The sequence below is a fragment of the Asaccharospora irregularis DSM 2635 genome (genome assembly GCF_900129815.1).
Lineage (GTDB): Bacteria > Bacillota > Clostridia > Peptostreptococcales > Peptostreptococcaceae > Asaccharospora > Asaccharospora irregularis.
In genome coordinates this window covers 1-24,925 of the sequence record NZ_FQWX01000032.1, presented here as the reverse complement: position 1 = coordinate 24,925, position 24,925 = coordinate 1, and the positions used below count along the sequence as shown (strand labels likewise).

The window sequence follows — 24,925 nt, the reverse complement described above, 5'->3', positions numbered from 1 at the left end:
TTTATCATGCGATAAAAACATGTTATCCTGTATTAGCATACCTTTCGGTATGTTATCCATGTGTATGAGGCAGGTTACCCACGCGTTACTCACCCGTCCGCCGCTCACCCCGAAGGGTTCGCTCGACTTGCATGTGTTAGGCACGCCGCCAGCGTTCATCCTGAGCCAGGATCAAACTCTCAAATAAAAGTTTTGTTTTCCTTGCTCAGACTAATCATTATCTGAATATCTGGCTTGGTTTGTGTTGTTTCAATTCTATAAATTAACCTACTGTTTAATTTTCAAAGTTCTTTTATGCTCCTCTTGAGCACTTATTAATAATAACATACTAAACACACACCGTCAACATCTTTTTATATTTTTATAATACTTTTTTATAAATCCTTAATATAGTTCTTAGTTTGAATATATATTTAATCTTAGTTGTCTAATTTAGTTTAAACTTATGATGTCAATTTAAACTATCTAGTTTTCTATAAAACTTAGTTTTAAGTAATAACATTAATTTATCATCCCACTATCTAACTATATTTGTAACAATCAAAATTTCATAAAAGCCAAAAATAAAAAGTCTTCCGTAGAAGACCTTATTATTCTTATTGATTACTTGTAGAATTTGATCCGAAATATTTTTGTATTCCCACGTATATAGCCCAAGCTATTTTTTCTTGATATTTTTCATCTGTTAAAAGTTTTGCTTCTTTTTCATTGGATAAAAAACCACACTCTATTAACATAGAAGGTATCTCGTTTTCTTTTAATAAGTAAATATCATCCCTAGGCTTGACTTCTCTATTATTTGTTTTGTCTACTACTCTTTTTAGTTCTTGTTGAACATATTTTGATAATTCCTTACTATCATCCTTACCTTTTGGATAAAACGTCTGAGCGCCATAGTATTTTGATTGTTCAAAAGCATTTAGGTGGATAGATACAAACATATCAGCTCTAGCGTCCTTTATTAATTTTTTACGATTTTTTAAATTTTCATTGTATTTTTGCCTTACCGTTTTATTCCCATCTTCTGTATATAAACTACTATCATCTTCCCTAGTAAGTATAACAAGTCCTCCGCTAGATTCTATTAGTTCTCTCAGCTTAAGCGTTATAGCGAGGTTGACATCTTTTTCTTTTGTGTTTTTATCTTTTGTCAAAGCCCCTGGGTCTATCCCTCCATGTCCTGCATCTACTATTATCGTCTTATTAGTAATCGGCATATACTTAATAACATCTTCCGATACATTCTTTATTTCAAATATCGAAATAGCCATTAGTATAAATGCTACACCTATGAAAATTGTATACCTTATGTATCTTTCTTTTATGTACCTTTTCAAAATATCACCCTGTACATTTATATTATATTTATACACAAAGTATACTCACTTAATATAATATTTTCATACTTCTAATAATTAAACTGTATCTATACTATAAATCATATAATATAAAAATCCTCAAAAACAAATTTAATTAGTTCTACATGAAACAATCTTATTATTCAAAGTGTCTAACTACACTTATCCTAATTAATATAATTAAACTAATTATATTAATCTTGTGTTTATACTAATTTATAAAACAAACATAATAACTAAGGTAAAATATGTCCATTTTAAATCACGATTTAATAATAAATATACAACACCATAAATGATACTAGATAAGGCTACAGATAAACCAATTAAAAGATTGCCCTTTGTAAACCAATGTACTAATCCCCAAGTTAGCGCCAACACAAAGCCTCCATATGGTATATCACTTCTCCCAAACCAAGTTTCAAAGGCCTTATGTCCAAATATAATTATAAGCATAAACAACCCCGTCTCGAACAAATAATAAATATACTGGAATATAAATTTAACTAAACCATTATTTTTGAATTCTAAAACTAATTTTAATCCTCCCCAATTAATATAATCAAAAATTGAAACTATTATTACACACAATATTACTGATACCCATTGATGTGTTTTTATTTTATCGGTTCTATTTATAATAGAAAATCCATACCTTTCACTAGAAAATTTAATTAATAAGTACGAAATTATACCCCATACCAAACACGTTAAAACTCAATGTAGTATAGTTTGGATTGAATTCCATTTGGACATATCTCTCCCATAAATTGCAGGCTCTATAAAATATGCAAGCACTACCTCCATACCAAGTCCTGCAAAGGCATATAGTGATAGATTCAAAAAGTCCATACCAGTAATTTTTTTTGTACTAATCTTCAAATTAACCTACATCCCTTCTATTCTTAATTTTTATTATAAGACTATTTGCTCTCCTTATATCCATATAAAAAGAAAGATAATAATAGGATGCCAATATGACATAAGGTACTGTGAATGATTTCAATATTTGTGTATAAGCATTTTTATCTAACTCTACAAAATGTCCATTTATCCAAACCATAAAAAAGGTTATAAATACTAATACAAGGTACTGTCCTATAATCACAACAGGCAAAGAAATATTTTGTAGATAATAATGTAATCCAATTATAGCGGTCGCCACTAATGTACTCAAGAATATAAACATAATATTTTCTGAGTAGTACTGGTCTTTCACCCCAACTATTTTCTCCAACACAATTTTACATATCACTAATATTGTAAACACCACGCATGATATAGTAATATAATTTTTCTTGTTTATTAAAGGCATATTATCTATCCTCCCCACCTATTTTTTCTAGCAAAGCATAAAATCCTCTTCTATACGCCCGGTTTAAAATTATACACTCCCCATTTTCTAAAATCAGCTTCATCCTCATACTTACATCTGTTTTCATGTAGTCAATTTTATAAATATTTACTATCATAGATTTACTAATCCTTACAAACCCATTTGTTGCATACTCCTCTAAAAAGCTTTGCAAACTAAAATCAATCTGCCAGACTCCATCTTTTAAATAAGAAAAACATTTTCGATCAACTATTTCACAAAAAAGTATATCACTCAAAGAAAACAGTTTGGTTTCTCCATTATTCTTTCCTAACAATAATTTCTTTTTTTCAAAATAATGTATAGCATCTAAAACTTCTTGATTTAGCTCTTTATAATGAATCTCTGCATAATTTTCTGTTATATCTGGTTCCAATATTTTTTTTATCAACATATTCCTTACCCCATAAAAATCATTTTTATATACCACTCTTATTTGACCATAATCTATAATTACAGCCACAAAATTAAACTAAACAAATTAACTATATAAATTGTTGTTTAGCAGTTATCTACAATCACTCTATATTTATTATATATTTTTAAAATTATCACGCAACACATCCATGATTAAGTTGCCTTTTTTTATGTCTAAATTACAAAATCAACCTAAAAGTCTCGTATTTATAATGGATAGATTTATACATCAAAAAACCCCACAAGTAAAATCCTTGTGAGGTCTGAATATCCAATATTCTTTTGAAAGAAATTATCTCTTTGAGAATTGTGGAGCTCTTCTTGCAGCCTTTAATCCGTATTTCTTTCTTTCCTTCATTCTTGCATCTCTAGTTAAGAATCCTTCTTTCTTTAAAGCAGGTCTTAAATCTATATCAGCTTTTAATAAAGCTCTTGATATACCATGTCTTATAGCTCCAGCTTGTCCAGTGAATCCTCCACCTTCAACCTTTACTATAACATCGTATTTGTTCTCATTTCCTGTTAAAACTAATGGTTGCTTAACATCTCTTATTAAAGTTTCATAGTTGAAGTATTCTTCAACTTTTCTTCCATTTACTATTATATTTCCTTCACCTGCAACTAGTCTTACTCTAGCAATAGAGTGTTTTCTTCTTCCAGTTCCGTAGTATTGAACGTTTGCCATGATAACTCCTCCTTTCACCCGCTAATCTTATTTAAAGTTTAAAACTTCTGGATTTTGAGCTTCGTGAGTGTGTTCTGCACCAGCGAATACTCTTAATCTAGTCATCATTCTACTTCTTAATTTATTTTTAGGTAGCATACCGCTTACAGCGTGTGCTACAACTTCTTCTGGTTTGTTTTTCATCATGTCTCTGTAGCTTATTTCTTTTAATCCACCTACATAACCTGTGTGGTATCTGTATAATTTTTGATCTAATTTTTTCCCTGTTAAAACTACCTTTTCTGCATTTACAACAACAACGAAATCTCCACCATCTACATGAGGAGTAAATGTTGGTTTATGTTTACCTCTTAATATCGTAGCTATTTCAGTAGCTATACGACCTAATGTTTTTCCTTCAGCATCAACTAAGTACCATTTTCTTTGTACTTCAGCTGGCTTAGCTATATAACTTTTCATAATTGTCCCTCCTTAACTATTTTTAAATAAATTGTTTACCGTTTATGTCAAGTCCGGGGCAAGTGGACTTATTAACACATTCTAATATATTTTAATACATGCATCCTGGTGTGTCAAGCTAATAATCGACTTTTTTGAGAAATAATCCATGAGCTGGTGCCGTGTGCCCACAGCTACTTCTGCTTTTTGAACTAATCACTGCCTCTAAACTCTCTTTTATTCTATTTCTCCCTATATCAACCAAGGTTCCTACTATTATTCTAACCATATTATATAAAAATCCATTGCCTTCTATCTCAATTACAATTAGATCTTCTTTTTTGCACAGCGAAATATCATATATCTCTCTAACTGTATCTTTGACTGATGATCCTGAGCTCATAAATCCTACAAAGTCATGTTCTCCAAGTAAAGATTTAGCCTCTTGGCACATTTTCTCAAAATCTAGTTCATATTTAACATGATAAGATATATCTTTGTATATCGGACTTCTATATGGACTATTGTAAATTAAATATCTATAAGTCTTTTTTTTAGCACTATACCTTGAATGAAAGTCATCATCTACCTGACAACTGTTCACTATAGCTATGTCCTTAGGCAGTTTTGCATTTAGTGCATTTGCAATTTTTTCTGATGGTATATTAGATTCTATCTTAAAATTTGCTACCTGCCCTAACGCATGTACCCCTGCATCTGTTCTTCCTGATCCAGTTATCTTAACCTTCTCATTTGTTATTTCATAAATGGCCTTTTCTATAGTACCTTGTATTCCCAAGGAACTAGGTTGCTTTTGCCATCCACAATAATTTTTCCCATTATATTGTATTTCAATTTTTATATTTCTCATTTTTATCCTCTTAAACAAATCTAGTAACTATTATAGCTATTAGATATACAATTTGTAATACGCAAGCAACAGAATCCGCCCTTGTTATTACAGACTCCCTCATTTTAGTTCTTCCATATCCACCTCTATAGCATCTAGCTTCCATAGCCATAGCAAGTTCATCAGCTCTCCTAAATGCACTAACAAATAAGGGTACCAATAATGGAACTAAATTTTTAGCTCTGCTTGCAAGATTTTTACTTTCAAAATCTGCACCCCTAGACATTTGAGCTTTCATAATCTTATCCGTCTCATCAAGTAATGTAGGGATAAATCTTAATGCTATTGTCATCATCATAGCCAACTCATGTACAGGTAATCCGAGCTTATTAAATGGATTTAGTAACCTCTCTATGCCGTCTGTAAGTTCTATGGGCGAAGTTGTGAGTGTAAGCAAAGAAGTTCCTACAACCAAAAATATAAGCCTAATCGCCATGAATATGGCCTGTCTTAGACCCTGACTAGTAATCGCTAAGAAACCAAAAGACCAGATTTTATCTCCTGGCAAAAAGAATACATTTATGACAAATGTAAATAGTATAATCCATCTAAGAGGTTTTAATCCCTTTAGAATATATTTAATAGGTATATTAGACAATTTTATCATTGCTACTAAAGCTGTTAAGACTATTATGTAAGGCCAGAATTTATTAACTATAAATAAAGATACCATAAACACAAACGTAGCTATAAGCTTTATTCTAGCATCTAGTTTATGAATAGTAGAACTAGTTGGATAGTATTGTCCTATAGTTATATCTTTTAACATTTTCTTCTTCCTTTCATAACTCTTAGTATTTCTTCTTCAGCTTCTTGTATAGTCAAAATGTCTTCTCTTATATCAAAGCCTTTTTCCCTTAGCTTTATAGCTAACTCTAAAACTTGCGGTATATCTAATCCTATTTGTTTTAATCTAGAAGAGTTCGACTTAAATACCTCTCTAGGACTACCCATAAATTCTATCTTCCCTTTATTCATAACTATTATAGTTTTTGCAAGTTTAGCCATATCATCCATACTATGTGATGATAATATTATTGTCATTTCATTTTTCTTGTGTAAAGTTTTTATTAATTCAAAGATTTCATCTCTACCACCTGGATCAAGCCCCGCTGTTGGTTCATCTAGTATTAGAACTTCTGGCTTCATAGCTATAACCCCAGCTATAGCAACTCTTCTTTTTTGGCCTCCTGATAGTTCAAACGGAGATTTGTCCTTAAATTCCTCATAGTCTAGTCCTACAGCCTCCATAGATAACTTTACCCTTTGATCTATTTCATCATGCTCTAGACCCAAATTAGAAGGTCCAAAGGCTATATCCTTCTCTATTGTTTCTTCAAATAATTGGTATTCAGGATACTGAAACACTACCCCAACTCTTTTTCTTATATCTGTTAAGTTTAACCCTGGTTCAGTTATTTTAAACTCATTTATAAAAATATCTCCAGATGAAGGCTTTAATATTCCATTAAGGTGTTGAATTAGTGTAGATTTCCCAGAACCTGTATGTCCAATTAAGCCTACAAAATCATTATCTTTTATTTCTAGCGAAACATCGTCTAATGCCTTGCTTGCAAAAGGCATTCCTTCGTTATATATATGAGTTAAGTTTTTTACAACAATTGACATAATTCCATCACCATCTCATCCACTGTTAGTATATCACTTCCAATTGCTAATCCTTTCTCCTTTAAAGAACTAGATAACTCTGTCATACAAGGTACATCCAACCCTATACTTTTTAATTTCTCTATATTTGAAAATACTTCACGTGGAGTTCCTTCCAATAGTTTTTTCCCTTTTTCCATAACTATAACTCTGTCCGCTTCTACCGCTTCTTCCATAAAATGAGTTATATGTATTGTCGTAATATTTTCCTCTTTATTTAATCTTTTTATTGTCTTCATTACTTCTTTTCTTCCAGATGGATCAAGCATTGCTGTAGCCTCATCAAAAATAATACACTTAGGCCTCATGGCAATTATTCCTGCTATGGCGACTCTTTGCTTTTGTCCTCCCGATAATAAGTGTGGTTGTCTATCTCTAAAATCATACATTCCCACACTCTTAAGAGACTCCTCTACTCGTCTTCTTATTTCTTTAGGATCTATTCCTAAGTTTTCCGGACCAAACGCTACATCTTCCTCAACTATAGTAGCAACTATTTGGTTATCAGGATTTTGGAAGACCATTCCTGCCGTCTGCCTTATATCCCATATTTTGCTTTCTTCTTTTGTATCCATTCCATCTATAGTTATGCTACCTTCAGTTGGTGTTAAAATAGCATTTAAATTCTTAGATAAAGTAGATTTTCCAGAACCGTTGTGCCCTATTATCACAACAAATTCTCCCCTTTTTACATTTAGACTTAACCTGTCTATTGCCTTAAATTTTGACTCTTCCGTAACATATTCAAATGAAATGTTATCAACTTTCACTATATTATCCATTAATCATACTCCTTCTTATAGGCAGTAGTTTAAGAAAACCATTTTAAATATTATTATATCATAATTAAAACAAAAAAGTCTCGTTTGTATATTGTAATATTAGAATATTCTATCTATAACTAAAAGCTTTATTTCTCTATTTAAATTGCACTTAAACTATAATAACAATTCCCTTGTTGTGTATTTTACTAATATTAGTTCATTATAACTAAAGGAATAATAATATTATGTTTGTATCATAGAAATTTATTTTAATCATAAAATTTCTTTATTATTTCCCGCGAAATAAAATTAAACTCGTGAACATACCACCACTTATTTCACCTAGTCAGCTCCTTGAAATAGAAGTTTCTTGGGTAATATCTTCTAACAAAATAAGTTTGGCAATCTAACCCAATAACTCCTATAGTTATTATTATCTTAAATAATTATACTACTTTAGAAGTTTAATACTAGCACTTATAGCAACATCATTTTCCTTGATTTCCTATATATTTATGACTACATCTATAATATCTCCGCCAGTCGTTAGTAGACAGTAACTCCTACTCCAAAATATTCTTTCCAGAGTGACTTTATTATTTACGAGTGATTTTATTATTTGCGCAAATTCGTTCTTTATTCTTCTACTTGATGTTGACTCATAAGCATTTACCATTTTATATAAGTCTGAATTAGGCTTTGCTCTAAATAGGAGTAGTCATAATTTCCTTATACATAAAAAAAGATTAGACTATTAAGCCTAATCTTTTCATCACTATACTAATTCTATAAAAGCCATTTCAGCAGCGTCGCCTTTTCTTGGTCCTTTTTTGATTATTCTAGTGTATCCACCATTTCTCTCAGCATACTTTGGAGCTATATCAGTGAATAAATTGTTTACTACTGTTTCATCTATCACATAAGCTAAAACTTGTCTTCTAGCATGAAGATCCCCTCTCTTAGCAAGAGTTATCATCTTTTCTGCCATTCTACGAGTTTCCTTTGCTCTAGTTACTGTAGTTTCTATTCTACCATTTCTTAGTAAGTCAGTTACTAAGTTTCTTAACATAAGGTTTCTGTGTGATGTTACACGTCCTAATTTACGGTAATTAGCCATGTCTTATCCCTCCTTTACTAGCTACTATTCTTCGCTTGGTTTAAGACCTAATCCAAGTTCTTCTAATTTTTGGATTACTTCCTCTAGAGATTTTTTCCCTAGATTTCTAACCTTCATCATATCGTCTTCAGATTTATTTGCTAATTCTTCAACTGTATTGATTCCCGCTCTCTTTAAACAGTTGTATGATCTAACTGATAAATCTAATTCTTCTATAGTCATTTCTAGAACTTTTTCTTTTTGGTCTTCTTCTTTTTCTACCATTATCTCAACTTTGCTTACATGCTCTGTCAAGTCTATGAATAGATTTAAATGTTCAACTAATACTTTGGCTGCTAAAGATATTCCCTCTTGAGGATTTATGCTGCCATTAGTCCATACTTCTAGTACTAATTTATCATAATCTGTCTTTTGACCTACTCTTGTATTTTCTACGCTGTAACTCACTTTCTCCACAGGAGTGTATATTGAGTCTACAGGTAAAACACCTATAGGCATATTCTCTGTCTTATTTTCTTCAGCAGAAACATAGCCTCTACCTTTATCTATGAATATTTCCATATTAAGTTTAGCATTATCATCTAATGTAGCTATTTCTAAGTCTTTACTTAATATTTCAACATCTGGAGGACATATTATATCTGATCCTTTGATAGAGCATGGTCCTTGAGCCTCTATTTTTAGTGTTCTACTTCCCTCACCATCTATAGTAGCTGAAAGCTCTTTTAAAGATAATATTATCTCTGTAACATCTTCTTTTACTCCTGGTATTGTAGAAAATTCATGTAGAACTCCGTCTATTTTTATAGCATTTACCGCAACACCCGGTAGAGAAGATAATAATATTCTTCTTAACGCATTTCCTATAGTTATTCCATAGCCCCTCTCTAAAGGTTCTATTACAAACTTACCATATCTATAGTCTTCGCTAAGTTCGATTATATCTACTTTTGGTTTCTCTATTTCTATCATGGACAAAACCCTCCTTAAAATTTAGTAATCCACTGAGGGTAAACAAAATTTTAAAAATAATATTTAAAATATGCTTATTACTTAGAGTAAAGCTCTATGATTAAGTGTTCTGCTATTTCAAGATCTATATCTTCTCTTGTTGGCAGAGCAACAACTTTAACGTTCATTTGTTCTAAATTAGCTTCTAACCATTTAGGAGCTATTCTTGAGTTAGATTCTACTAAAGCTTTAAACTTAGCTGAAGATTTTGATTTCTCTTTAACTTCTATAACGTCTCCAACTTTAACAGTTATTGAAGGTATATCTACCTTGTTTCCGTTTAGAGTAAAGTGACCATGAGTTACTAATTGTCTAGCTTCTTTTCTAGATGAAGCTAATCCCATTCTGTAAACTACATTGTCTAATCTTCTTTCTAATAAGTTTAATAAGTTTTCCCCTGCTTTACCAGGCATATTTTCAGCACGTTCATATAAGTTTCTGAATTGAGTTTCTAAAACTCCGTATATTCTCTTAACTTTTTGTTTTTCTCTTAATTGTAATCCATAGTTTGAAACTTTCTTTCTTCCTTGACCATGTTGTCCTGGAGCATAGTTTCTTTTTACTATAGCACATTTATCTGTATAACATCTATCACCTTTAAGGAATAATTTCATTCCCTCTCTACGGCATTGTCTACATGATGCACCTGTATATCTTGCCATTTCTCTACACCTCCTAATTTACTATATATTTATTACACTCTTCTTCTTTTTGGTGGTCTACATCCATTGTGTGGTATTGGAGTAACATCTTTTATCATTGTTACTTCTAGTCCAGTTGCTTGTAAAGCTCTTATTGCAGCTTCTCTTCCTGATCCTGGCCCCTTTACGAATACCTCAACACTCTTTAGTCCATGTTCCATTGCAGCTTTAGCAGCTGTTTCAGCAGCCATTTGAGATGCGAATGGAGTTGATTTTCTTGATCCTTTAAATCCTAATTGTCCTGAACTTGCCCAAGATATAGCATTTCCATGAACATCAGTTAAAGTTATTATTGTATTATTAAAAGTTGATTGTATATGAGCGTGACCACGTTCTATGTTTTTACGTTCTCTTCTTCTTACACGTGTAGCTTTCTTTTTAGGTTTAGCCATCTTCATTCCCTCCTTATCTAGTTATTATTTTTTCTTCTTACGAGATACAGTTTTTCTAGGACCTTTTCTAGTTCTAGCATTAGTCTTAGTTTTTTGTCCTCTTAGTGGAAGACCTTTAGCATGTCTTATACCTCTATAACATTTTATATCTCTTAATCTCTTTATATTTAAAGCAATTTCTCTTCTTAAGTCACCTTCAACTAAGAAATCATTGTCTATTATTTTTCTTAACTCATTAACTTGCTCTTCTGATAAATCTTTTATTCTTGTATCAGGATTTATCTCAGCTTTAGCTAATATTTCGTTAGAAGTTGCTTTACCTATACCATATATATAAGTTAAAGCTATCTCTGCTCTTTTTTCTCTAGGTAAATCTACCCCAGCTATTCTTGCCATTAATCGCACCTCCTACACCTAGTTTTTCTTCATAATTAATATTTTTTATATTAATTTCGATCCAGTTTTTCAACGATTTTAATGCTATTTCGCGACATCACAATATAATATTATACTATAATTTTCAACAAAATACCAGTTATAATTTACTAACCTTGTTTTTGTTTGTGCTTAGGATTTTCACAGATAACCATTACTTTTCCTTTTCTTTTTATTATCTTACACTTTTCGCACATTGGTTTTACTGATGGTCTAACTTTCATTATTAATCCCTCCTTAGACTAAATACCAAAATAGTCTACTTCTTACGCCAAGTGATTCTTCCTCTTGTAAGATCATATGGAGAAAGTTCAACATTCACCTTATCACCTTCAAGAATTCTTATGAAGTTCATTCTTAGCTTTCCAGATAAGTGACATAATACTTCGTGCCCATTTTCTAGTTTTACTTTGAACATAGCATTAGGTAAGTTTTCAACAACCGTACCCTCTAATTCTATAACATCTTTTTTGGCCATTAAGTAACCAGCCCTCCATTTCAATAAGTCAAACAATCTAGTCTAACTTAGTAAGTTCAGCTCTTAAAAAAGAATCTGTTATTTCTTCACCCGATAAGATTTTGTTCTTAACTTGATCATTAATGACATTATATTTTTTTAAATGCTTCACTTTCTTTAACTTCGGCCTATCGAGCTTTCTCTTCCTTCCATCAGATATCAATACATGGTTTTCGTCAACTATCTTCACTATGAAAAACAGTCTACCTTCATCTCTACCTGCTGAAACTTTTACGACTTGACCTACATTTAAATTATTTGATAGCACTTTTTCCACCTACTTTTTGTAACTATAACTTTGTCAACATAAAAGGTTCATCTTCAGTAATTGCTATCGTATGCTCATAATGAGCTGATTTTTTTCCGTCTATCGTGACAACAGTCCACCCATCAGACAAAGACTTCACATGATAACGGCCTGCGTTAACCATAGGTTCTACAGCAATAACCATTCCTTCTTGAAGTTTTGGTCCTCTTCCCGGTGATCCGTAATTAGGTACATGAGGGTCTTCATGAAGATTAGATCCAACCCCATGTCCAACTAAATCTCTAACTACTGAGAAACCATGTTTCTCTACGTGTGCTTGTACTGCGTGCGATATATCTGAAAGTCTGCAGCCTAATTTGGCAAACTTCATGCCTTCATAGAAGCTTTCTCTAGTTACTTCTATTAATCTCCTATCTTCTTCAGATATCATGCCTACTCCATGAGTTTTCGCAGAGTCTCCATGATATCCTTTATAATAGGCTCCTATATCTAAACTAACAATGTCTCCCTCTTTTAATATTTGGTTCTTGCTTGGTATTCCATGTACTACCTGCTCATTTACAGAAGCACATATGCTTGCTGGAAAACCTCCATAACCTTTAAAAGATGGTACTGCATCATATTTTCTTATATTCTCTTCAGCTATTTTATCTAACTCTAAAGTAGATATTCCCGGAGTAATAGCCTCTTTTAAGATTTCATGAGTTTCGGCGACTATTTTACCTGCCTCCCTCATAATTTCTATTTCTTTCTTTGATTTTAAAATAATCATTATTTATCACTTCCTAGAGCTACAACTATGTCTGAAAACACCTTATCTATTGATTGTTGACCATTTATGTCTGCTATTATACCTTGTTTTGAATAATAATCAACTAATGGTTTAGTTTCATCTAAGTATACTTGTATTCTTCTAGATACTGTCTCTTCATTATCATCAGCTCTTTGGTATAGCTCACCTTGGCATACATCACAAGCATCCTCTTTTTTAGGAGGATTGAACTCAACGTGATATGTAGCACCACAAGATTTACATATTCTTCTACCAACTGCTCTAGATACTAATATTTCTTTATCAACTTCGATATTTATTACTTTATCTAAGTTGATCTTAGCCTCATTTAAGAATTCATCCAAATGTCTTGCCTGAGTTACATTTCTTGGGAAGCCATCTAGCATAAATCCATTCTTACAATCGTCTTGAGATATTCTATCTGTAACTAATCCTACAGTTAGCTCATCCGGAACTAGTAATCCTTGATCCATGTACTCTTTTGCTTTATTTCCAAGTTCTGTACCTTCTTTTATATTCTTTCTGAATATATCTCCTGTTGATATATGAGGTATATTGTATTTTTCTACTATTCCTGCAGCCTGTGTTCCTTTACCTGCCCCAGGAGGTCCAAGTAATATAATTCTCATACTATCTCATCTCCAATTTATTTTAAGAATCCTTGATAGCTTCTCATAACTAGGTTTGATTCTAACTGTCTCTTAAGTTCTAAAGCAACACCAACTACTATTAGTAAAGAAGTACCCGCTAAGCTTATACTGTTAATTTTCATATAATGTGTCATAAATGCTGGTACCATAGCTATTACAGCTAAAAATGCTGCCCCAGCTAGAGTCAGTCTAGATAATATTCTATTTAAATAATCTATAGTAGGTTGCCCTGGTCTTATACCTGGTATAAACCCACCGTTATTTTTCATGTTATTTGATATATCTTCTGTATTGAATGATACAGTAGTATAGAAATAAGAGAAGAATATTATTAATAAAACTTCAAGTGATCTTGATATCCAAAATCCTGGTTCTGTTGCTGTGCTTAAATACATTTGTACAAAGTTTTGAGCCTTAGTACCCATAAACATTGCTACAGTTTGAGGGAATGCTAATATTGAACTAGCAAATATTACTGGTATAACCCCAGACTGGTTAACCTTCATAGGTATGTGAGAGCTTTGTCCTCCATACATTTTTCTTCCAACAACTCTTTTAGCATATTGTACAGGTATTTTTCTTGTAGCCTCTTGTATATAAGTAACCGCAGCCACTGTAATAAGTATAACTACAACTAACATTAGTCCTGCCCATATAGCCAATTCTCCTGCTTTCATTGCTGATGCAGTTTGTATAACTTCTAGAGGAACTCTTGATATAATTCCCACAAATATTATGATAGAGCTTCCATTACCTAATCCTTTTTCAGTAATTTTATCCCCTATCCACATTAACATCATACTTGCTGATACTAACGTTAAGATAACTGTAGCAATAAAGAACGGATGCTGTGAAGCTAGTGCTCTTCTTACAATTCCTAATGTAATACCTATTGCTTGTATAAATGCCAATGCTAGTGCAATGTACTTAGTGTACATATTTATTTTTTTCTTACCTTCTTCACCAGATTTTTGAAGCTCTTCTAAGCTCTCAAATCCAACAGTAAGAAGTTGCATTATTATAGATGCTGTTATATATGGTCCTATACCCAAAGCAAACAGGGAAAACTGACTAAATGCTCCACCAGTAAACATGTTATACAGGGAAAGTAGACTATTCTTGCCTACCATATCCTGTATAATGCTAGTATCTATCCCTGGCACTGGTATAGTTGCACCTATTCTAAATACTAAAATCATCATCAAAGTATATATTATTTTTTTTCTTAATTCTTTAAGTTTCCAAGCTTGTTTTAACTGTGACAGCACGCTAACTCACCCCGCCTGTATTGGCTAGGAGATTAGCAGGTTATTAAACTAACTCTGCCTTTCCACCAGCTTTTTCTATTTTTTCTTGAGCTGAAGCCGTAAACTTAGCAGCTTTAACTGTAACAGCTTTTTCTAAGTTACCTTCACCTAATATTTTTATTCCATCTTTTCCTAATTTACTTATAGTTCCTGTAGATTTTAAAAGTTCAGCAGTTATTTCAGTTCCGTTTTCAAATTTATTTAAAACTTCAACATTAACCTCTGTATAAACTTTTCTAAATGGATTTTTGAAACCTCTCTTAGGAAGTCTTCTAGCTAGTGGCATTTGTCCACCCTCAAATCCAACTCTTACTCCACCACCTGAACGAGACCATTGTCCTTTTTGTCCACGTCCCGCAGTTTTACCTTGTCCAGTAGCAGTACCTCTACCTAATCTCTTCTTAGATCTCACTGCACCTTCAGCAGGTTTTAACTCATGTAACTTCATGGATTGCACCTCCTTATCTTGCTTATAAAAAATTATTCAGCTATTTCAGTAACTTCTACTAAATGCTTAACTTTGTTTATCATTCCTCTTATTTGAGCATTGTCTTCTTTAACAATTACTTGTTCTCTTTTTCTTAATCCTAACGCTTCTACGTTCTTTCTTTGGTTAGGAGTAGTTCCTATCGTACTTCTAACTAATTTTATTTGTAATTTAGCCATCTTTTACTACCTCCTTACCCTAGAAGATCTTCAACTTTTTTACCTCTAAGTTTAGCTATATCTTCTGCTGTTTTTAGAGAATTAAGTCCTTCTATTGTAGCATTTACCATATTTCTTGGATTGTTAGATCCTAAAGATTTAGCTCTAACATCTTTTAAACCAGCTAATTCAAGTACGGCTCTAGCAGGTCCCCCAGCTATAACTCCTGTACCTTCTACAGCAGGCATTATTAATATGTTACCAGCACCAAAGTGTCCGTTTACTTGGTGAGGAATTGTTGTACCAACCATAGGTACAGTTATTAAATTCTTTTTAGCGTCTTCAACTGCTTTTTTTATAGCATCTGGTACTTCCATTGCTTTACCAGCACCTATACCAACGTGTCCGTTTTCATCTCCAACAACTACTAAAGCAGCAAATCTAAAGTTTCTACCACCTTTTACAACCTTAGTAACACGTCTTACTTCAACAACTCTTTCTTGTAAGTCAAGTTGTCCTGCATCTATCGGCTTACGACGTAGCATGTATTTTTCCCTCCTTTTTATTAGAACTTAAGACCAGCTTCTCTAGCACCTTCAGCTAACTCTTTTATTCTTCCATGATATAAGTATCCACCTCTGTCAAATACAACTTCAGTGATTCCTTTTTCCACAGCTTTTTTAGCTATCATTTCTCCAACCATTTTAGCTGCTTCTTTGTTACCTCTATGTTTAACAGCACCCTTAACTTCTGCATCTAAAGAAGATGCAGCAACAAGAGTTACTCTTTCTGTGTCATCTATTATTTGAGCATATATATTGTTAGAACTTCTGAATACACATAATCTTGGTCTTTGAGTAGTTCCAGTTACTTTTCTACGAACTCTCTTATGTCTTTGAAGTCTATTAGTATTTTTATTAGCTTTTTTTAACACCGAGCTCACTCCTTTCTAGCGTTTAACTTTAGTATTATTTTTTACCAGTTTTACCTTCTTTACGTCTGATAACTTCACCAGCGTATTTTATACCTTTACCTTTGTAAGGCTCTGGTTTTCTCCAAGCTCTTATTTTAGCGCAGTAGTTTCCTACTAATTGCTTGTCTATACCTTTTACTATTAACTCAGTTTGGTTAGGAACTTCAACAGTTATTCCTTCTGGATCTTCCATCTCTACTGGATGAGAGAATCCTAAGTTCATAACTAATTTCTTACCTTGCTTTTGAGCTCTGTACCCAACACCAACTAATTCTAATTTCTTTTCAAATCCGTTACTAACACCTACAACCATATTATCTAATAAAGTTCTAGTTAATCCATGTAAAGATCTATGTTTTTTATTGTTTGTTGGTCTTTCAACAACTATAGTATTTTCTTCTTTGCTTATATTTAATTCAGCACTAAGTTGCTTAGTTAAAGTCCCCTTAGGTCCTTTTACTGTAACAAAGTTTCCTTCTCCTATTGTTACCTCAACTCCTGCTGGTATTGTTATCGGTCTAACACCTATTCTTGACATAGTCGCACCTCCTTACTTGTTCGTATTGATTACCAAACGTAGCAGATTACTTCTCCACCAACATTTTCTTTTCTTGCTTGTTTATCAGTTAATATTCCTTTTGAAGTAGATATAACTGATATACCTAAGCCGTTTAATACTCTTGGTATTTCATCTTTAGCAGCGTAAACTCTCATACCAGGTTTAGATATTCTCTTAAGACCTGTTATAACTCTTTCTCCTGCTTGTCCGTACTTTAATTGTATTCTTATTATTCCTTGCTTTCCATCTTCTATAACATCATAACCTCTTACGAAACCTTCTTCTAATAAGATTCTAGCTAATTCTTTCTTGATATTAGAGGCAGGAACGTCAACAGTTTCATGCTTAACCACGTTAGCATTTCTTATACGAGTAAGCATATCTGCAATTGGATCTGTCATTGTCATATTGAAATCCTCCTTTCATTTTCTACAAACTTTTACCAGCTTGCTTTTCTAACACCAGGTATTTGACCTTTATAAGCTAATTCTCTAAAGCATACACGGCATATACCAAATTTTCTTAATACTGAATGCGGTCTTCCGCATATACTACATCTAGTGTACTCTCTAGTAGCATACTTTTGTTTTCTTTGTTGTTTAACAACCATCGCTTTTCTAGCCACGGGAATCCCTCCTTTGCTTACTTAGAAAATGGCATTCCTAATAATTTTAATAATTCACGAGCTTCTTCGTCTGTTTTAGCAGTAGTTACGAAGATTATATCCATTCCTCTTACTTTATCAACTTTATCGTACTCTATTTCAGGGAATATTAATTGTTCTTTTATTCCTAAAGCATAGTTTCCTCTACCATCAAATGAGTTTGCATTAACTCCTCTGAAGTCTCTAACTCTTGGTAAAGATACAGATACTAATTTATCCATAAAGTAGAACATTTTGTCAGCTCTTAAAGTAACTTTTGTTCCTATTGGCATTCCTTCTCTTAATTTGAAGTTAGCAACTGATTTTCTAGCCTTAGTTGTAACAGGTTTTTGTCCTGATATCATTTCTAATTCTTCAACAGCTTTTTCTAATCCTTTTGGATTTTCTCTAGCGTCACCTATACCCATGTTTATAACTATTTTGTCTAACTTAGGTATTTCCATTACGTTTTTATATCCAAATTTCTCCATTAAAGCAGGAGCAACTTCTTTCATGTATTTTTCTTGTAATCTAGAAGCCATTTAAGGTCCCTCCTTTCAAGCTATATTATATTTCTTTTCCGCTCTTTACTGATACTCTTACTTTTTTCCCGTCTTTTTCTTCTATTCTAACTCTTGTTCCTTTTCCTGTTTCAGGATCAAGTGGCATTACGTTAGATATATGAATTGGGGCTTCTTTGTTTATTATTCCACCTTGTGGGTTTATTGCAGTTGGTTTTTGGTGTTTAGTTATTACATTTACACCTTCAACTAATACCTTATTAGTCTTAGGGAATACTTTTACAACTGAACCTTTTTTACCTTTATCTTTTCCTGCTATAACCACAACAGTATCACCTTTTTTAACACGCATCATGTCCTATTGCACCTCCTTAATTATAGTACTTCTGGAGCAAGAGAAACTATTTTCATGAATTCATTATCTCTTAACTCTCTAGCAACAGGCCCGAATATACGAGTTCCTACTGGAGTTTTGTCGTCCTTTATTATAACAGCAGCATTCTCGTCGAAAGATATATAACTTCCATCATTACGTCTTACGCCTTGCTTAGTTCTTACTATAACTGCTTTTACAACCTTACCTTTTTTTACAACTCCACCAGGTGTTGCACTTTTAACAGTAGCAACGATCACGTCGCCTATGTTAGCATATCTTCTTTTACTTCCGCCTAGTACACGTATACATAAAAGTTCTTTAGCTCCTGAATTATCAGCAACTTTTAGACGTGTTTCTTGTTGTATCATATCGTAATCCCTCCTTCTTTCAAAAACTACTTAACTTTTTCAATAACTTCTACTAGTCTGAATCTCTTGTCTTTTGATAAAGGTCTAGTTTCCATTATCTTAACTCTGTCTCCGATTCTACATACATTTTGCTCATCATGTGCTTTAAACTTTTTAGTTCTTTTAACACGCTTGTTATATAATGAATGACGTACGAACTCTTCAACAGCAACAACTATAGTTTTATCCATTTTGTCACTAACAACACGGCCTATTCTAACTTTTCTACTTCCTCTTTCCATGTTTAAAAGCCTCCTTTCCAAATTAAGCTCTAGTTTCGTTTAACTTTCTTTCAGCAAGAACAGTCTTAACTTTTGCTATATCCTTCTTAACAAACTTTATTCTAGCTGTATTTTCTAATTGACCAGTAGCTAATTGGAATCTTAAGCTAAATAATTCACTTTTGAAGTCATTTAATTTATTCATTAGCTCTTCGCTTGTTAAATCTCTTAATTCTTTAGCTTTCATCCTATTCACCACCCTTTACTTCTAAATCTTCACGTTTAACAAACTTACATTTTATAGGAAGTTTGTGCATAGCAAGTCTCATCGCTTCTCTTGCTTTATCTTCAGGAACACCTGCTAATTCAAACATAACTCTTCCTGGTTTTACTACTGCTACCCAATATTCTGGAGAACCTTTCCCGGCACCCATACGAGTTTCAGCTGGTTTTCTTGTTACTGGTTTATGAGGGAATATTTTTATCCAAACCTTTCCCCCTCTTTTTATATATCTAGTCATCGCGATTCTGGCAGCTTCTATTTGGTTTGAAGTTATCCAAGAAGCTTCTAAAGCAACTAGACCGAATTCTCCATAAGTAACTTGGTTACCTTTTTGAGCTTTCCCAGCCATACTTCCTCTATGAACTCTACGACGCTTTACTCTTTTTGGCATTAACATGAGTATTTCCTCCTTCCTTGAACCTTACTATTATTAATTTTCCTTGTTTTCAGTTCTTTGAGGTCTTGATCCTTGAGCTCCTTGTGGTCTTTGTCCTTGTGGTCTAGGTGCTCTATTTCCTCTGTTATCATTTCCTCTAGTGTTTCTTCTATTATCGTTTCTTCTGTTATCTCTCTTGTTGTCTCTTCTGTCGTTTCTTCTGTTGTCTCTTCTTTCTTCTCTTGGGTTTACACCACTTCTAGTTGGTAAAACCTCTCCGTTACATATCCAAACTTTTATACCTATTTTTCCGTAAGTAGTATCAGCTTCTGCAAAACCGTAGTCTATATCAGCTCTTAAAGTTTGTAGAGGTACATTCCCTTCGCTGTATCCTTCAGTTCTAGCCATTTCAGCTCCACCTAATCTTCCTGAAGCAGAAACTTTTATCCCTTTAGCTCCTGATTTCATAGCTCTTTGTATAGCTTGTTTCATCGCTCTTCTGAAAGCAACTCTTCTTTCTATAGCTAAAGCTATGTTTTCAGCTACTAATTGAGCGTTTTTATCTGTTTGTCTAACTTCTATTATGTTAACTATTACGCTCTTTTTAGTCATCTTTTCTAACTCAGACTTTAATGCTTCTATTCCAGCACCAGCTCTTCCTATAACTACACCAGGCTTAGCAACGTGTAAGTCCATCTTTATTTTATTAGCTGATCTTTCTATTTCTATTCTAGCCATCCCAGCTGAGTATAATCTTTTCTTTAAGAATTTACGTATATTATGGTCTTCTAATAATAAGTTTCCGAACTCTTTTTTATCAGTAGTAAACCATCTTGAGTCCCAATCTTTTATAACACCGACTCTTAAGCCGTGTGGATTAACCTTTTGACCCATTACTTTCCCTCCTATCTGTTAATTATTTTTTTTCTTTAAGAATAACCTCTATGTGAGAAGTTCTCTTTCTTATAGTAGTTGCACGTCCCATAGCTCTAGGCATGAATCTCTTCATTGTTGGCCCTTGGTTTGCTACAACTGACGCTACATATAATTTTTCAGTATCCATTTCGTGATTGTTTTCTGCGTTAGCCTTAGCTGATTTTATAACCTTAGCTATTATTGAAGCTGCTCCTCTTGGAGTGAACTTTAATATCGCTAATGCTTCATCAACATTCTTTCCTCTAACAAGGTCACATATTTGTCCTGCTTTTCTTGGCGATACTCTTACGTATTTAGCAGTAGCTTTTGCTTCCATTGTTATTCCTCCTTTCCTAGTCAGAAATTATTATTTTCTCTTATTAGATTTTTCGTCGTCCTTATGTCCTTTAAAAGTTCTTGTAGGAACGAACTCACCCAATTTATGTCCAACCATATCCTCTGTTATATAAACAGGTATGTGTCTTCTTCCATCGTGAACAGCTATTGTATGTTCTACCATTTGTGGGAATATAGTTGAAGATCTTGACCAAGTTTTTATAACTTCTTTATTTCCAGCTGCATTCATAGCCTCTACTTTCTTTAAAAGTCTAGCATGAATAAAAGGTCCTTTTTTAGTTGATCTTGACATTTAATTTCCTCCTTTCCGAGCAAAAAAGTAAATCTATTACTTAGTTCTTCTTGATACGATTAACTTATCAGAAGCTTTATTTTTCTTTCTAGTTTTGTATCCAAGAGCTGGTTTACCCCATGGAGTAACAGGAGACGGTCTACCTATTGGAGTTCTACCTTCCCCTCCACCGTGTGGATGGTCACAAGGGTTCATTACAGAACCTCTTACAGTAGGTCTTATTCCCATATGTCTTTTTCTACCTGCTTTACCGATAACTATGTTACCGTGTTCTATATTTCCAACTTGTCCTATTGTAGCTTTACAGTTTATACTTACAAATCTCATTTCTCCTGATGGTAATCTTAGTAAAGCATTTTTTCCTTCTTTAGCCATTAATTGAGCAGATACACCAGCAGATCTAACTAACTGAGCACCTTTTCCAGGCTTTAATTCTATATTGTGTATTGTTGTACCAACTGGCATATCTTTTAATGCTAATGCATTTCCTACTTTTATGTCAGCTGTTGGTCCTGATACTATAGTATCCCCAACTTTTAATCCAACAGGTGCTAATATATATCTTTTTTCACCATCTACATAGTTTAATAAAGCTATGTTAGCTGTTCTGTTTGGATCGTATTCTATAGTAGCTACCTTTGCAGGTACTCCATCTTTATTTCTTTTGAAATCTATTATTCTATATTTTCTTCTGTTTCCTCCACCTCTGTGACGAACAGTTATCTTTCCGTGTGCATTTCTACCAGAGTTTTTCTTTAAAGAAACTAAAAGAGATCTTTCTGGTTCATTGCAAGTTATTTCATCAGAAACTAAAACTGTCATTTGTCTTAAGGCAGGAGAAGTTGGTCTAAACTTTTTTATAGCCATCTGTTTTCCCTCCTTCGTTTGTTAGGATATTACATTCCTTGGAAGAATTCTATTTCTTTGCTTTCAGCAGTTAACTTAACTACTGCTTTCTTAAAGCTTGAAGTTCTTCCCTCATGTCTACCCATTCTTTTAACTTTTCCATCGTAGTTTAAAGTGTTTACTTTCTCAACATTAACTCCGAATACTTTTTCTATAGCTTTCTTTATTTCAGTTTTGTTAGCGCCTTTAGCCACAACAAAAGTGTATTTTCTTTCAGCCATTTCAGCCATACTTTGTTCAGTTACAACTGGTCTTATTATTATATCATGTGGATTAGTCATTACGCGTACACCTCCTCCACTTTCTTAACAGCGTCTGTAGTTATTACGAATGTATCGTATTTTAATATATCATAAACATTTATTGTGTTTACTAAAGCAGTAGCAACACCTTCTATGTTTCTTGCTGATCTTATTACGTTATCATTCTTTTCAGCCATTACAACTAAAGTTTTCTTAGATGCTTTTATGTTGTTTAATATTTGAGCAAATTCCTTAGTTTTAGGAGCTTCCATGTTTAAAGCATCTAAAACTATCATTTCGTTGTTTTGTACTTTTGAGCTTAAAGCACTCTTTATAGCTAATCTTCTTACCTTCTTAGGTAATGTATAGCTGTAGTTTCTTGGCTTTGGTGCAAAAGCAACTCCTCCGCCTACCCATTGTACAGCTCTGATAGAACCTTGTCTTGCTCTACCTGTTCCTTTTTGTTTCCAAGGTTTTCTTCCGCCACCTCTAACTTCTGCTCTAGTTTTAGCAGATTGAGTTCCTTGTCTCTTGTTTGCTAATTGGTTTTTTACAACTTCGTATAAAACGTGTTGATTAACTTCTACGTTGAATATAGAATCTAATAATTCTATTTCTCCAACATTTTGTCCATTAATATCTAATACATTTAATTTTGGCATTGTTATTCCTCCTTTCTTAGGTTAGTCATTATTTACAAGCTTTGATAGCTTCTTTTATAGTTACTACTGAACCTTTAGCCCCTGGTATAGCACCTTTAACTAATATAAGGTTTTTTTCAGCGTCAACTCTAACAACTTCTAAGTTTTGAACTGTTACTCTTACGCTACCCATGTGTCCAGCTAATTTTTTGTTTTTAAATACTCTACCTGGGTAAGAACAAGCTCCCATTGAACCTGGTCTTCTGTGGTATCTAGAACCGTGAGATTCAGGACCTCTACTTTGTCCATGTCTCTTTATTGGACCTTGGAATCCTTTACCTTTACTTATTCCTGTAACATCTATTGTTTCACCTGCAGCAAATACATCAGCATTTATTTGTTGACCTACTGTGTATCCTTCTACAGTGTCTACTCTAAACTCTTTTAAGTGTTTCTTTAAAGCATTAGCAGCTGCTAAGTGTCCTTTTTGAGGTTTATTTAAAGATTTTTCTTTAGCATCTTCAAAACCTACTTGTATTGCATTGTATCCATCTTTTTCAACTGTCTTAACTTGAGTTACAACTATAGGTCCAGCCTCAACAACTGTTACCGGTACTACTACTCCGTTATCAGCGAATATTTGAGTCATCCCTATTTTCTTTCCTAATATTCCTTTCATATTTAACACCTCCTATAATTCTTACAGCGGATTACTCTAATAGAGCAATCATTCTAAGATAGCATCTTATAGGACATTATCTTAGGGGTTATTATAATTTTATTTCTATATCAACACCTGCTGGTAAGTCTAATCTCATTAATGAGTCAACTGTTTTAGGTGTTGGGTTTGTTATGTCTATTAATCTCTTATGAGTTCTTATTTCAAATTGTTCTCTAGAGTCTTTGTACTTGTGTACAGCTCTTAATATAGTAACAACTTGCTTTTCTGTTGGAAGAGGCACAGGTCCTGAAACTTGTGATCCAGCTTTTTTAGCAGTTTCAACTATTTTAGCAGCTGAAAAATCTAATAATTTGTGATCATATGATTTTAATCTTATTCTTATTTTTTCATTTTTAGCCATTTTGTTTTCCCTCCTTTATCTCGTGTTTAATTTAAAAGCTAATTCGTTTTGATACCGATACACTGCTCCGGGTGTGTTGTGTTTTTTTAAAAAACCAGCACCAACGAATAACTTAACTAGATTAATTTGTTTTTCGCATCTCTCAAGCACACTATTATATTTTATATTATTTTTCATATAATTTCAAGTTTTTTTTGTATTTTTATAAACTTTATATTAACTTTTAAAACAAAATACACAAAATACTACAATTAAGGCAAAATCCAAATTTTTTTCTAGCTTTTTTTAATAAATCACCTACTTAGTATATCTTTTTTATGTTCCGTTGTCAATGCATTTATAATTCCATTATTTATAAAAAGATACAAAGTTATATTTAAGCAAAATTTCTTATATACTATAAGTACACTTATAGTATCCCCTATAAGTAATTAAATAATTAATATAGTTTAACTTTTGTGTATCACTGATAGCTCCTATAATTTTATTTTAATATCTATAGGTTTAATTAAATAAAAAAGGAAAGAGAATTCTCTTTCCTTTTTGTATATAAGGTCTATTAAGATAACTATTCAGTTATAGAAACAACAACACCTGATGCTACTGTTCTTCCACCTTCTCTTATTGCGAATCTTAATCCTTCTTCTACTGCTATTGAGTTTATTAACTCAACTTCCATA

General features: G+C 32.8%; 44 protein-coding genes, 1 rRNA gene and 1 pseudogene. All 46 read right to left on the bottom strand.

Going from position 1 to position 24,925, the window contains the following annotated elements:
- Nucleotides 1-187, bottom strand: a 16S ribosomal RNA gene (locus BUB34_RS10490); the annotation flags it as partial.
- Between the two features lie 409 nt (nt 188-596).
- The gene (gene cwlD / locus BUB34_RS10485) at nt 597-1,337 is read right to left on the bottom strand and encodes an N-acetylmuramoyl-L-alanine amidase CwlD (RefSeq protein ID WP_073127099.1); all 741 of its coding nucleotides are present in this window, start codon (nt 1,335-1,337) and stop codon (nt 597-599) included.
- Between the two features lie 237 nt (nt 1,338-1,574).
- The gene (locus BUB34_RS13625) at nt 1,575-1,814 is read right to left on the bottom strand and encodes a hypothetical protein (RefSeq protein ID WP_242948874.1); all 240 of its coding nucleotides are present in this window, start codon (nt 1,812-1,814) and stop codon (nt 1,575-1,577) included.
- 261 nt (nt 1,815-2,075) lie between these two features.
- Nucleotides 2,076-2,240 carry a hypothetical protein gene (locus BUB34_RS13620; protein WP_242948873.1) on the bottom strand — a complete coding sequence of 55 codons (165 nt, stop codon included), beginning with the start codon at nt 2,238-2,240 and terminating at the stop codon, nt 2,076-2,078.
- A 1-nt stretch (nt 2,241) separates the two neighbouring features.
- Nucleotides 2,242-2,673, bottom strand: a complete 432-nt coding sequence (locus BUB34_RS10475; RefSeq protein WP_073127097.1) for a DUF6608 family protein — start codon at nt 2,671-2,673, stop codon at nt 2,242-2,244.
- Between the two features lies 1 nt (nt 2,674).
- Nucleotides 2,675-3,127: a LytTR family DNA-binding domain-containing protein gene (locus BUB34_RS10470; RefSeq protein WP_073127096.1), complete on the bottom strand. Its 453-nt coding sequence runs from the start codon at nt 3,125-3,127 to the stop codon at nt 2,675-2,677.
- 315 nt (nt 3,128-3,442) lie between these two features.
- Nucleotides 3,443-3,835, bottom strand: a complete 393-nt coding sequence (gene rpsI / locus BUB34_RS10465) for a 30S ribosomal protein S9 (RefSeq protein ID WP_073127094.1) — start codon at nt 3,833-3,835, stop codon at nt 3,443-3,445.
- A gap of 27 nt (nt 3,836-3,862) precedes the next feature.
- A complete protein-coding gene (gene rplM / locus BUB34_RS10460; RefSeq protein WP_073127092.1) occupies nt 3,863-4,294 on the bottom strand; it encodes a 50S ribosomal protein L13 in 432 nt (143 codons plus the stop codon).
- Between the two features lie 118 nt (nt 4,295-4,412).
- Entirely contained in the window at nt 4,413-5,144 is a 732-nt protein-coding gene (gene truA, locus BUB34_RS10455) for a tRNA pseudouridine(38-40) synthase TruA (RefSeq protein WP_073127090.1), read from the bottom strand.
- 10 nt (nt 5,145-5,154) lie between these two features.
- Nucleotides 5,155-5,952, bottom strand: coding sequence for an energy-coupling factor transporter transmembrane component T family protein (locus tag BUB34_RS10450; RefSeq protein WP_073127089.1), 798 nt, complete (start codon nt 5,950-5,952; stop codon nt 5,155-5,157).
- Nucleotides 5,946-6,812, bottom strand: coding sequence for an energy-coupling factor transporter ATPase (locus BUB34_RS10445; protein ID WP_073127087.1), 867 nt, complete (start codon nt 6,810-6,812; stop codon nt 5,946-5,948). Before BUB34_RS10445 ends, BUB34_RS10450 begins: the two co-directional genes overlap by 7 nt.
- A complete protein-coding gene (locus tag BUB34_RS10440; protein ID WP_073127085.1) occupies nt 6,797-7,633 on the bottom strand; it encodes an energy-coupling factor transporter ATPase in 837 nt (278 codons plus the stop codon). The genes BUB34_RS10445 and BUB34_RS10440 overlap by 16 nt, the downstream gene beginning before the upstream one ends.
- A gap of 487 nt (nt 7,634-8,120) precedes the next feature.
- A pseudogene (locus tag BUB34_RS14005) lies at nt 8,121-8,318 on the bottom strand (transposase); the annotation flags it as partial.
- A gap of 72 nt (nt 8,319-8,390) precedes the next feature.
- Nucleotides 8,391-8,732 (bottom strand): 50S ribosomal protein L17, encoded by a 342-nt coding sequence (gene rplQ, locus BUB34_RS10430; RefSeq protein WP_073127084.1) that lies wholly within the window; start codon nt 8,730-8,732, stop codon nt 8,391-8,393.
- Between the two features lie 24 nt (nt 8,733-8,756).
- Nucleotides 8,757-9,704 (bottom strand): DNA-directed RNA polymerase subunit alpha, encoded by a 948-nt coding sequence (locus BUB34_RS10425; RefSeq protein WP_073127082.1) that lies wholly within the window; start codon nt 9,702-9,704, stop codon nt 8,757-8,759.
- Between the two features lie 77 nt (nt 9,705-9,781).
- A complete protein-coding gene (gene rpsD / locus BUB34_RS10420) occupies nt 9,782-10,405 on the bottom strand; it encodes a 30S ribosomal protein S4 (RefSeq protein ID WP_073127080.1) in 624 nt (207 codons plus the stop codon).
- 32 nt (nt 10,406-10,437) lie between these two features.
- The gene (rpsK, locus tag BUB34_RS10415; RefSeq protein WP_073127078.1) at nt 10,438-10,836 is read right to left on the bottom strand and encodes a 30S ribosomal protein S11; all 399 of its coding nucleotides are present in this window, start codon (nt 10,834-10,836) and stop codon (nt 10,438-10,440) included.
- A 24-nt stretch (nt 10,837-10,860) separates the two neighbouring features.
- The gene (rpsM, locus tag BUB34_RS10410) at nt 10,861-11,232 is read right to left on the bottom strand and encodes a 30S ribosomal protein S13 (RefSeq protein WP_073127076.1); all 372 of its coding nucleotides are present in this window, start codon (nt 11,230-11,232) and stop codon (nt 10,861-10,863) included.
- Nucleotides 11,233-11,381: 149 nt separating this feature from the next.
- Nucleotides 11,382-11,495 (bottom strand): 50S ribosomal protein L36, encoded by a 114-nt coding sequence (gene rpmJ, locus BUB34_RS10405; RefSeq protein WP_018590391.1) that lies wholly within the window; start codon nt 11,493-11,495, stop codon nt 11,382-11,384.
- A 35-nt stretch (nt 11,496-11,530) separates the two neighbouring features.
- Complete coding sequence (gene infA, locus BUB34_RS10400) at nt 11,531-11,749, bottom strand: translation initiation factor IF-1 (protein WP_024621781.1); 219 nt, start codon at nt 11,747-11,749, stop codon at nt 11,531-11,533.
- A gap of 37 nt (nt 11,750-11,786) precedes the next feature.
- Nucleotides 11,787-12,056 carry a KOW domain-containing RNA-binding protein gene (locus BUB34_RS10395; protein WP_073127074.1) on the bottom strand — a complete coding sequence of 90 codons (270 nt, stop codon included), beginning with the start codon at nt 12,054-12,056 and terminating at the stop codon, nt 11,787-11,789.
- 22 nt (nt 12,057-12,078) lie between these two features.
- Nucleotides 12,079-12,828, bottom strand: coding sequence for a type I methionyl aminopeptidase (gene map / locus BUB34_RS10390; RefSeq protein WP_073127072.1), 750 nt, complete (start codon nt 12,826-12,828; stop codon nt 12,079-12,081).
- Nucleotides 12,828-13,478, bottom strand: coding sequence for an adenylate kinase (locus BUB34_RS10385; RefSeq protein ID WP_073127070.1), 651 nt, complete (start codon nt 13,476-13,478; stop codon nt 12,828-12,830). Before BUB34_RS10385 ends, map begins: the two co-directional genes overlap by 1 nt.
- Nucleotides 13,479-13,495: 17 nt before the next feature.
- Entirely contained in the window at nt 13,496-14,767 is a 1,272-nt protein-coding gene (secY, locus tag BUB34_RS10380) for a preprotein translocase subunit SecY (protein ID WP_073127068.1), read from the bottom strand.
- 43 nt (nt 14,768-14,810) lie between these two features.
- Nucleotides 14,811-15,254 (bottom strand): 50S ribosomal protein L15, encoded by a 444-nt coding sequence (gene rplO / locus BUB34_RS10375; protein ID WP_073127066.1) that lies wholly within the window; start codon nt 15,252-15,254, stop codon nt 14,811-14,813.
- A gap of 32 nt (nt 15,255-15,286) precedes the next feature.
- Complete coding sequence (gene rpmD / locus BUB34_RS10370; protein WP_073127064.1) at nt 15,287-15,472, bottom strand: 50S ribosomal protein L30; 186 nt, start codon at nt 15,470-15,472, stop codon at nt 15,287-15,289.
- A gap of 14 nt (nt 15,473-15,486) precedes the next feature.
- The gene (gene rpsE, locus BUB34_RS10365; protein ID WP_073127062.1) at nt 15,487-15,996 is read right to left on the bottom strand and encodes a 30S ribosomal protein S5; all 510 of its coding nucleotides are present in this window, start codon (nt 15,994-15,996) and stop codon (nt 15,487-15,489) included.
- Between the two features lie 20 nt (nt 15,997-16,016).
- Nucleotides 16,017-16,385, bottom strand: a complete 369-nt coding sequence (gene rplR, locus BUB34_RS10360) for a 50S ribosomal protein L18 (protein ID WP_073127060.1) — start codon at nt 16,383-16,385, stop codon at nt 16,017-16,019.
- Between the two features lie 34 nt (nt 16,386-16,419).
- Nucleotides 16,420-16,962 (bottom strand): 50S ribosomal protein L6, encoded by a 543-nt coding sequence (rplF, locus tag BUB34_RS10355; protein WP_073127058.1) that lies wholly within the window; start codon nt 16,960-16,962, stop codon nt 16,420-16,422.
- Nucleotides 16,963-16,991: 29 nt separating this feature from the next.
- Complete coding sequence (gene rpsH, locus BUB34_RS10350) at nt 16,992-17,390, bottom strand: 30S ribosomal protein S8 (RefSeq protein ID WP_073127057.1); 399 nt, start codon at nt 17,388-17,390, stop codon at nt 16,992-16,994.
- Between the two features lie 32 nt (nt 17,391-17,422).
- The gene (locus tag BUB34_RS10345; RefSeq protein WP_073127055.1) at nt 17,423-17,608 is read right to left on the bottom strand and encodes a type Z 30S ribosomal protein S14; all 186 of its coding nucleotides are present in this window, start codon (nt 17,606-17,608) and stop codon (nt 17,423-17,425) included.
- A gap of 17 nt (nt 17,609-17,625) precedes the next feature.
- Nucleotides 17,626-18,168: a 50S ribosomal protein L5 gene (gene rplE / locus BUB34_RS10340; RefSeq protein WP_073127053.1), complete on the bottom strand. Its 543-nt coding sequence runs from the start codon at nt 18,166-18,168 to the stop codon at nt 17,626-17,628.
- 25 nt (nt 18,169-18,193) lie between these two features.
- On the bottom strand, nt 18,194-18,499 hold the full coding sequence (gene rplX / locus BUB34_RS10335) for a 50S ribosomal protein L24 (protein WP_073127101.1): 306 nt from the start codon (nt 18,497-18,499) through the stop codon (nt 18,194-18,196).
- 23 nt (nt 18,500-18,522) lie between these two features.
- Entirely contained in the window at nt 18,523-18,891 is a 369-nt protein-coding gene (gene rplN / locus BUB34_RS10330) for a 50S ribosomal protein L14 (RefSeq protein WP_073127052.1), read from the bottom strand.
- A 26-nt stretch (nt 18,892-18,917) separates the two neighbouring features.
- Nucleotides 18,918-19,172, bottom strand: a complete 255-nt coding sequence (rpsQ, locus tag BUB34_RS10325) for a 30S ribosomal protein S17 (protein WP_073127050.1) — start codon at nt 19,170-19,172, stop codon at nt 18,918-18,920.
- Nucleotides 19,173-19,194: 22 nt separating this feature from the next.
- The gene (rpmC, locus tag BUB34_RS10320) at nt 19,195-19,398 is read right to left on the bottom strand and encodes a 50S ribosomal protein L29 (RefSeq protein ID WP_073127048.1); all 204 of its coding nucleotides are present in this window, start codon (nt 19,396-19,398) and stop codon (nt 19,195-19,197) included.
- 1 nt (nt 19,399) lies between these two features.
- Nucleotides 19,400-19,831, bottom strand: a complete 432-nt coding sequence (gene rplP, locus BUB34_RS10315; RefSeq protein ID WP_073127047.1) for a 50S ribosomal protein L16 — start codon at nt 19,829-19,831, stop codon at nt 19,400-19,402.
- A gap of 33 nt (nt 19,832-19,864) precedes the next feature.
- Nucleotides 19,865-20,704, bottom strand: coding sequence for a 30S ribosomal protein S3 (gene rpsC / locus BUB34_RS10310; protein ID WP_073127045.1), 840 nt, complete (start codon nt 20,702-20,704; stop codon nt 19,865-19,867).
- A gap of 22 nt (nt 20,705-20,726) precedes the next feature.
- On the bottom strand, nt 20,727-21,062 hold the full coding sequence (gene rplV / locus BUB34_RS10305) for a 50S ribosomal protein L22 (RefSeq protein ID WP_073127043.1): 336 nt from the start codon (nt 21,060-21,062) through the stop codon (nt 20,727-20,729).
- Nucleotides 21,063-21,092: 30 nt separating this feature from the next.
- Nucleotides 21,093-21,374, bottom strand: coding sequence for a 30S ribosomal protein S19 (rpsS, locus tag BUB34_RS10300; protein WP_073127041.1), 282 nt, complete (start codon nt 21,372-21,374; stop codon nt 21,093-21,095).
- 36 nt (nt 21,375-21,410) lie between these two features.
- Nucleotides 21,411-22,241: a 50S ribosomal protein L2 gene (rplB, locus tag BUB34_RS10295; protein ID WP_073127040.1), complete on the bottom strand. Its 831-nt coding sequence runs from the start codon at nt 22,239-22,241 to the stop codon at nt 21,411-21,413.
- 29 nt (nt 22,242-22,270) lie between these two features.
- Complete coding sequence (gene rplW / locus BUB34_RS10290) at nt 22,271-22,561, bottom strand: 50S ribosomal protein L23 (protein WP_073127038.1); 291 nt, start codon at nt 22,559-22,561, stop codon at nt 22,271-22,273.
- Nucleotides 22,561-23,184 carry a 50S ribosomal protein L4 gene (gene rplD / locus BUB34_RS10285; RefSeq protein ID WP_073127036.1) on the bottom strand — a complete coding sequence of 208 codons (624 nt, stop codon included), beginning with the start codon at nt 23,182-23,184 and terminating at the stop codon, nt 22,561-22,563. Before rplD ends, rplW begins: the two co-directional genes overlap by 1 nt.
- A 28-nt stretch (nt 23,185-23,212) precedes the next feature.
- Nucleotides 23,213-23,842: a 50S ribosomal protein L3 gene (rplC, locus tag BUB34_RS10280; RefSeq protein WP_073127034.1), complete on the bottom strand. Its 630-nt coding sequence runs from the start codon at nt 23,840-23,842 to the stop codon at nt 23,213-23,215.
- Between the two features lie 91 nt (nt 23,843-23,933).
- Nucleotides 23,934-24,245 (bottom strand): 30S ribosomal protein S10, encoded by a 312-nt coding sequence (rpsJ, locus tag BUB34_RS10275; RefSeq protein ID WP_073127032.1) that lies wholly within the window; start codon nt 24,243-24,245, stop codon nt 23,934-23,936.
- Nucleotides 24,246-24,813: 568 nt separating this feature from the next.
- Nucleotides 24,814-24,925, bottom strand: a 112-nt coding sequence (locus BUB34_RS10270) for an EF-Tu C-terminal domain-related protein (RefSeq protein WP_073127031.1), incomplete at its 5' end; no start/stop codon positions are given.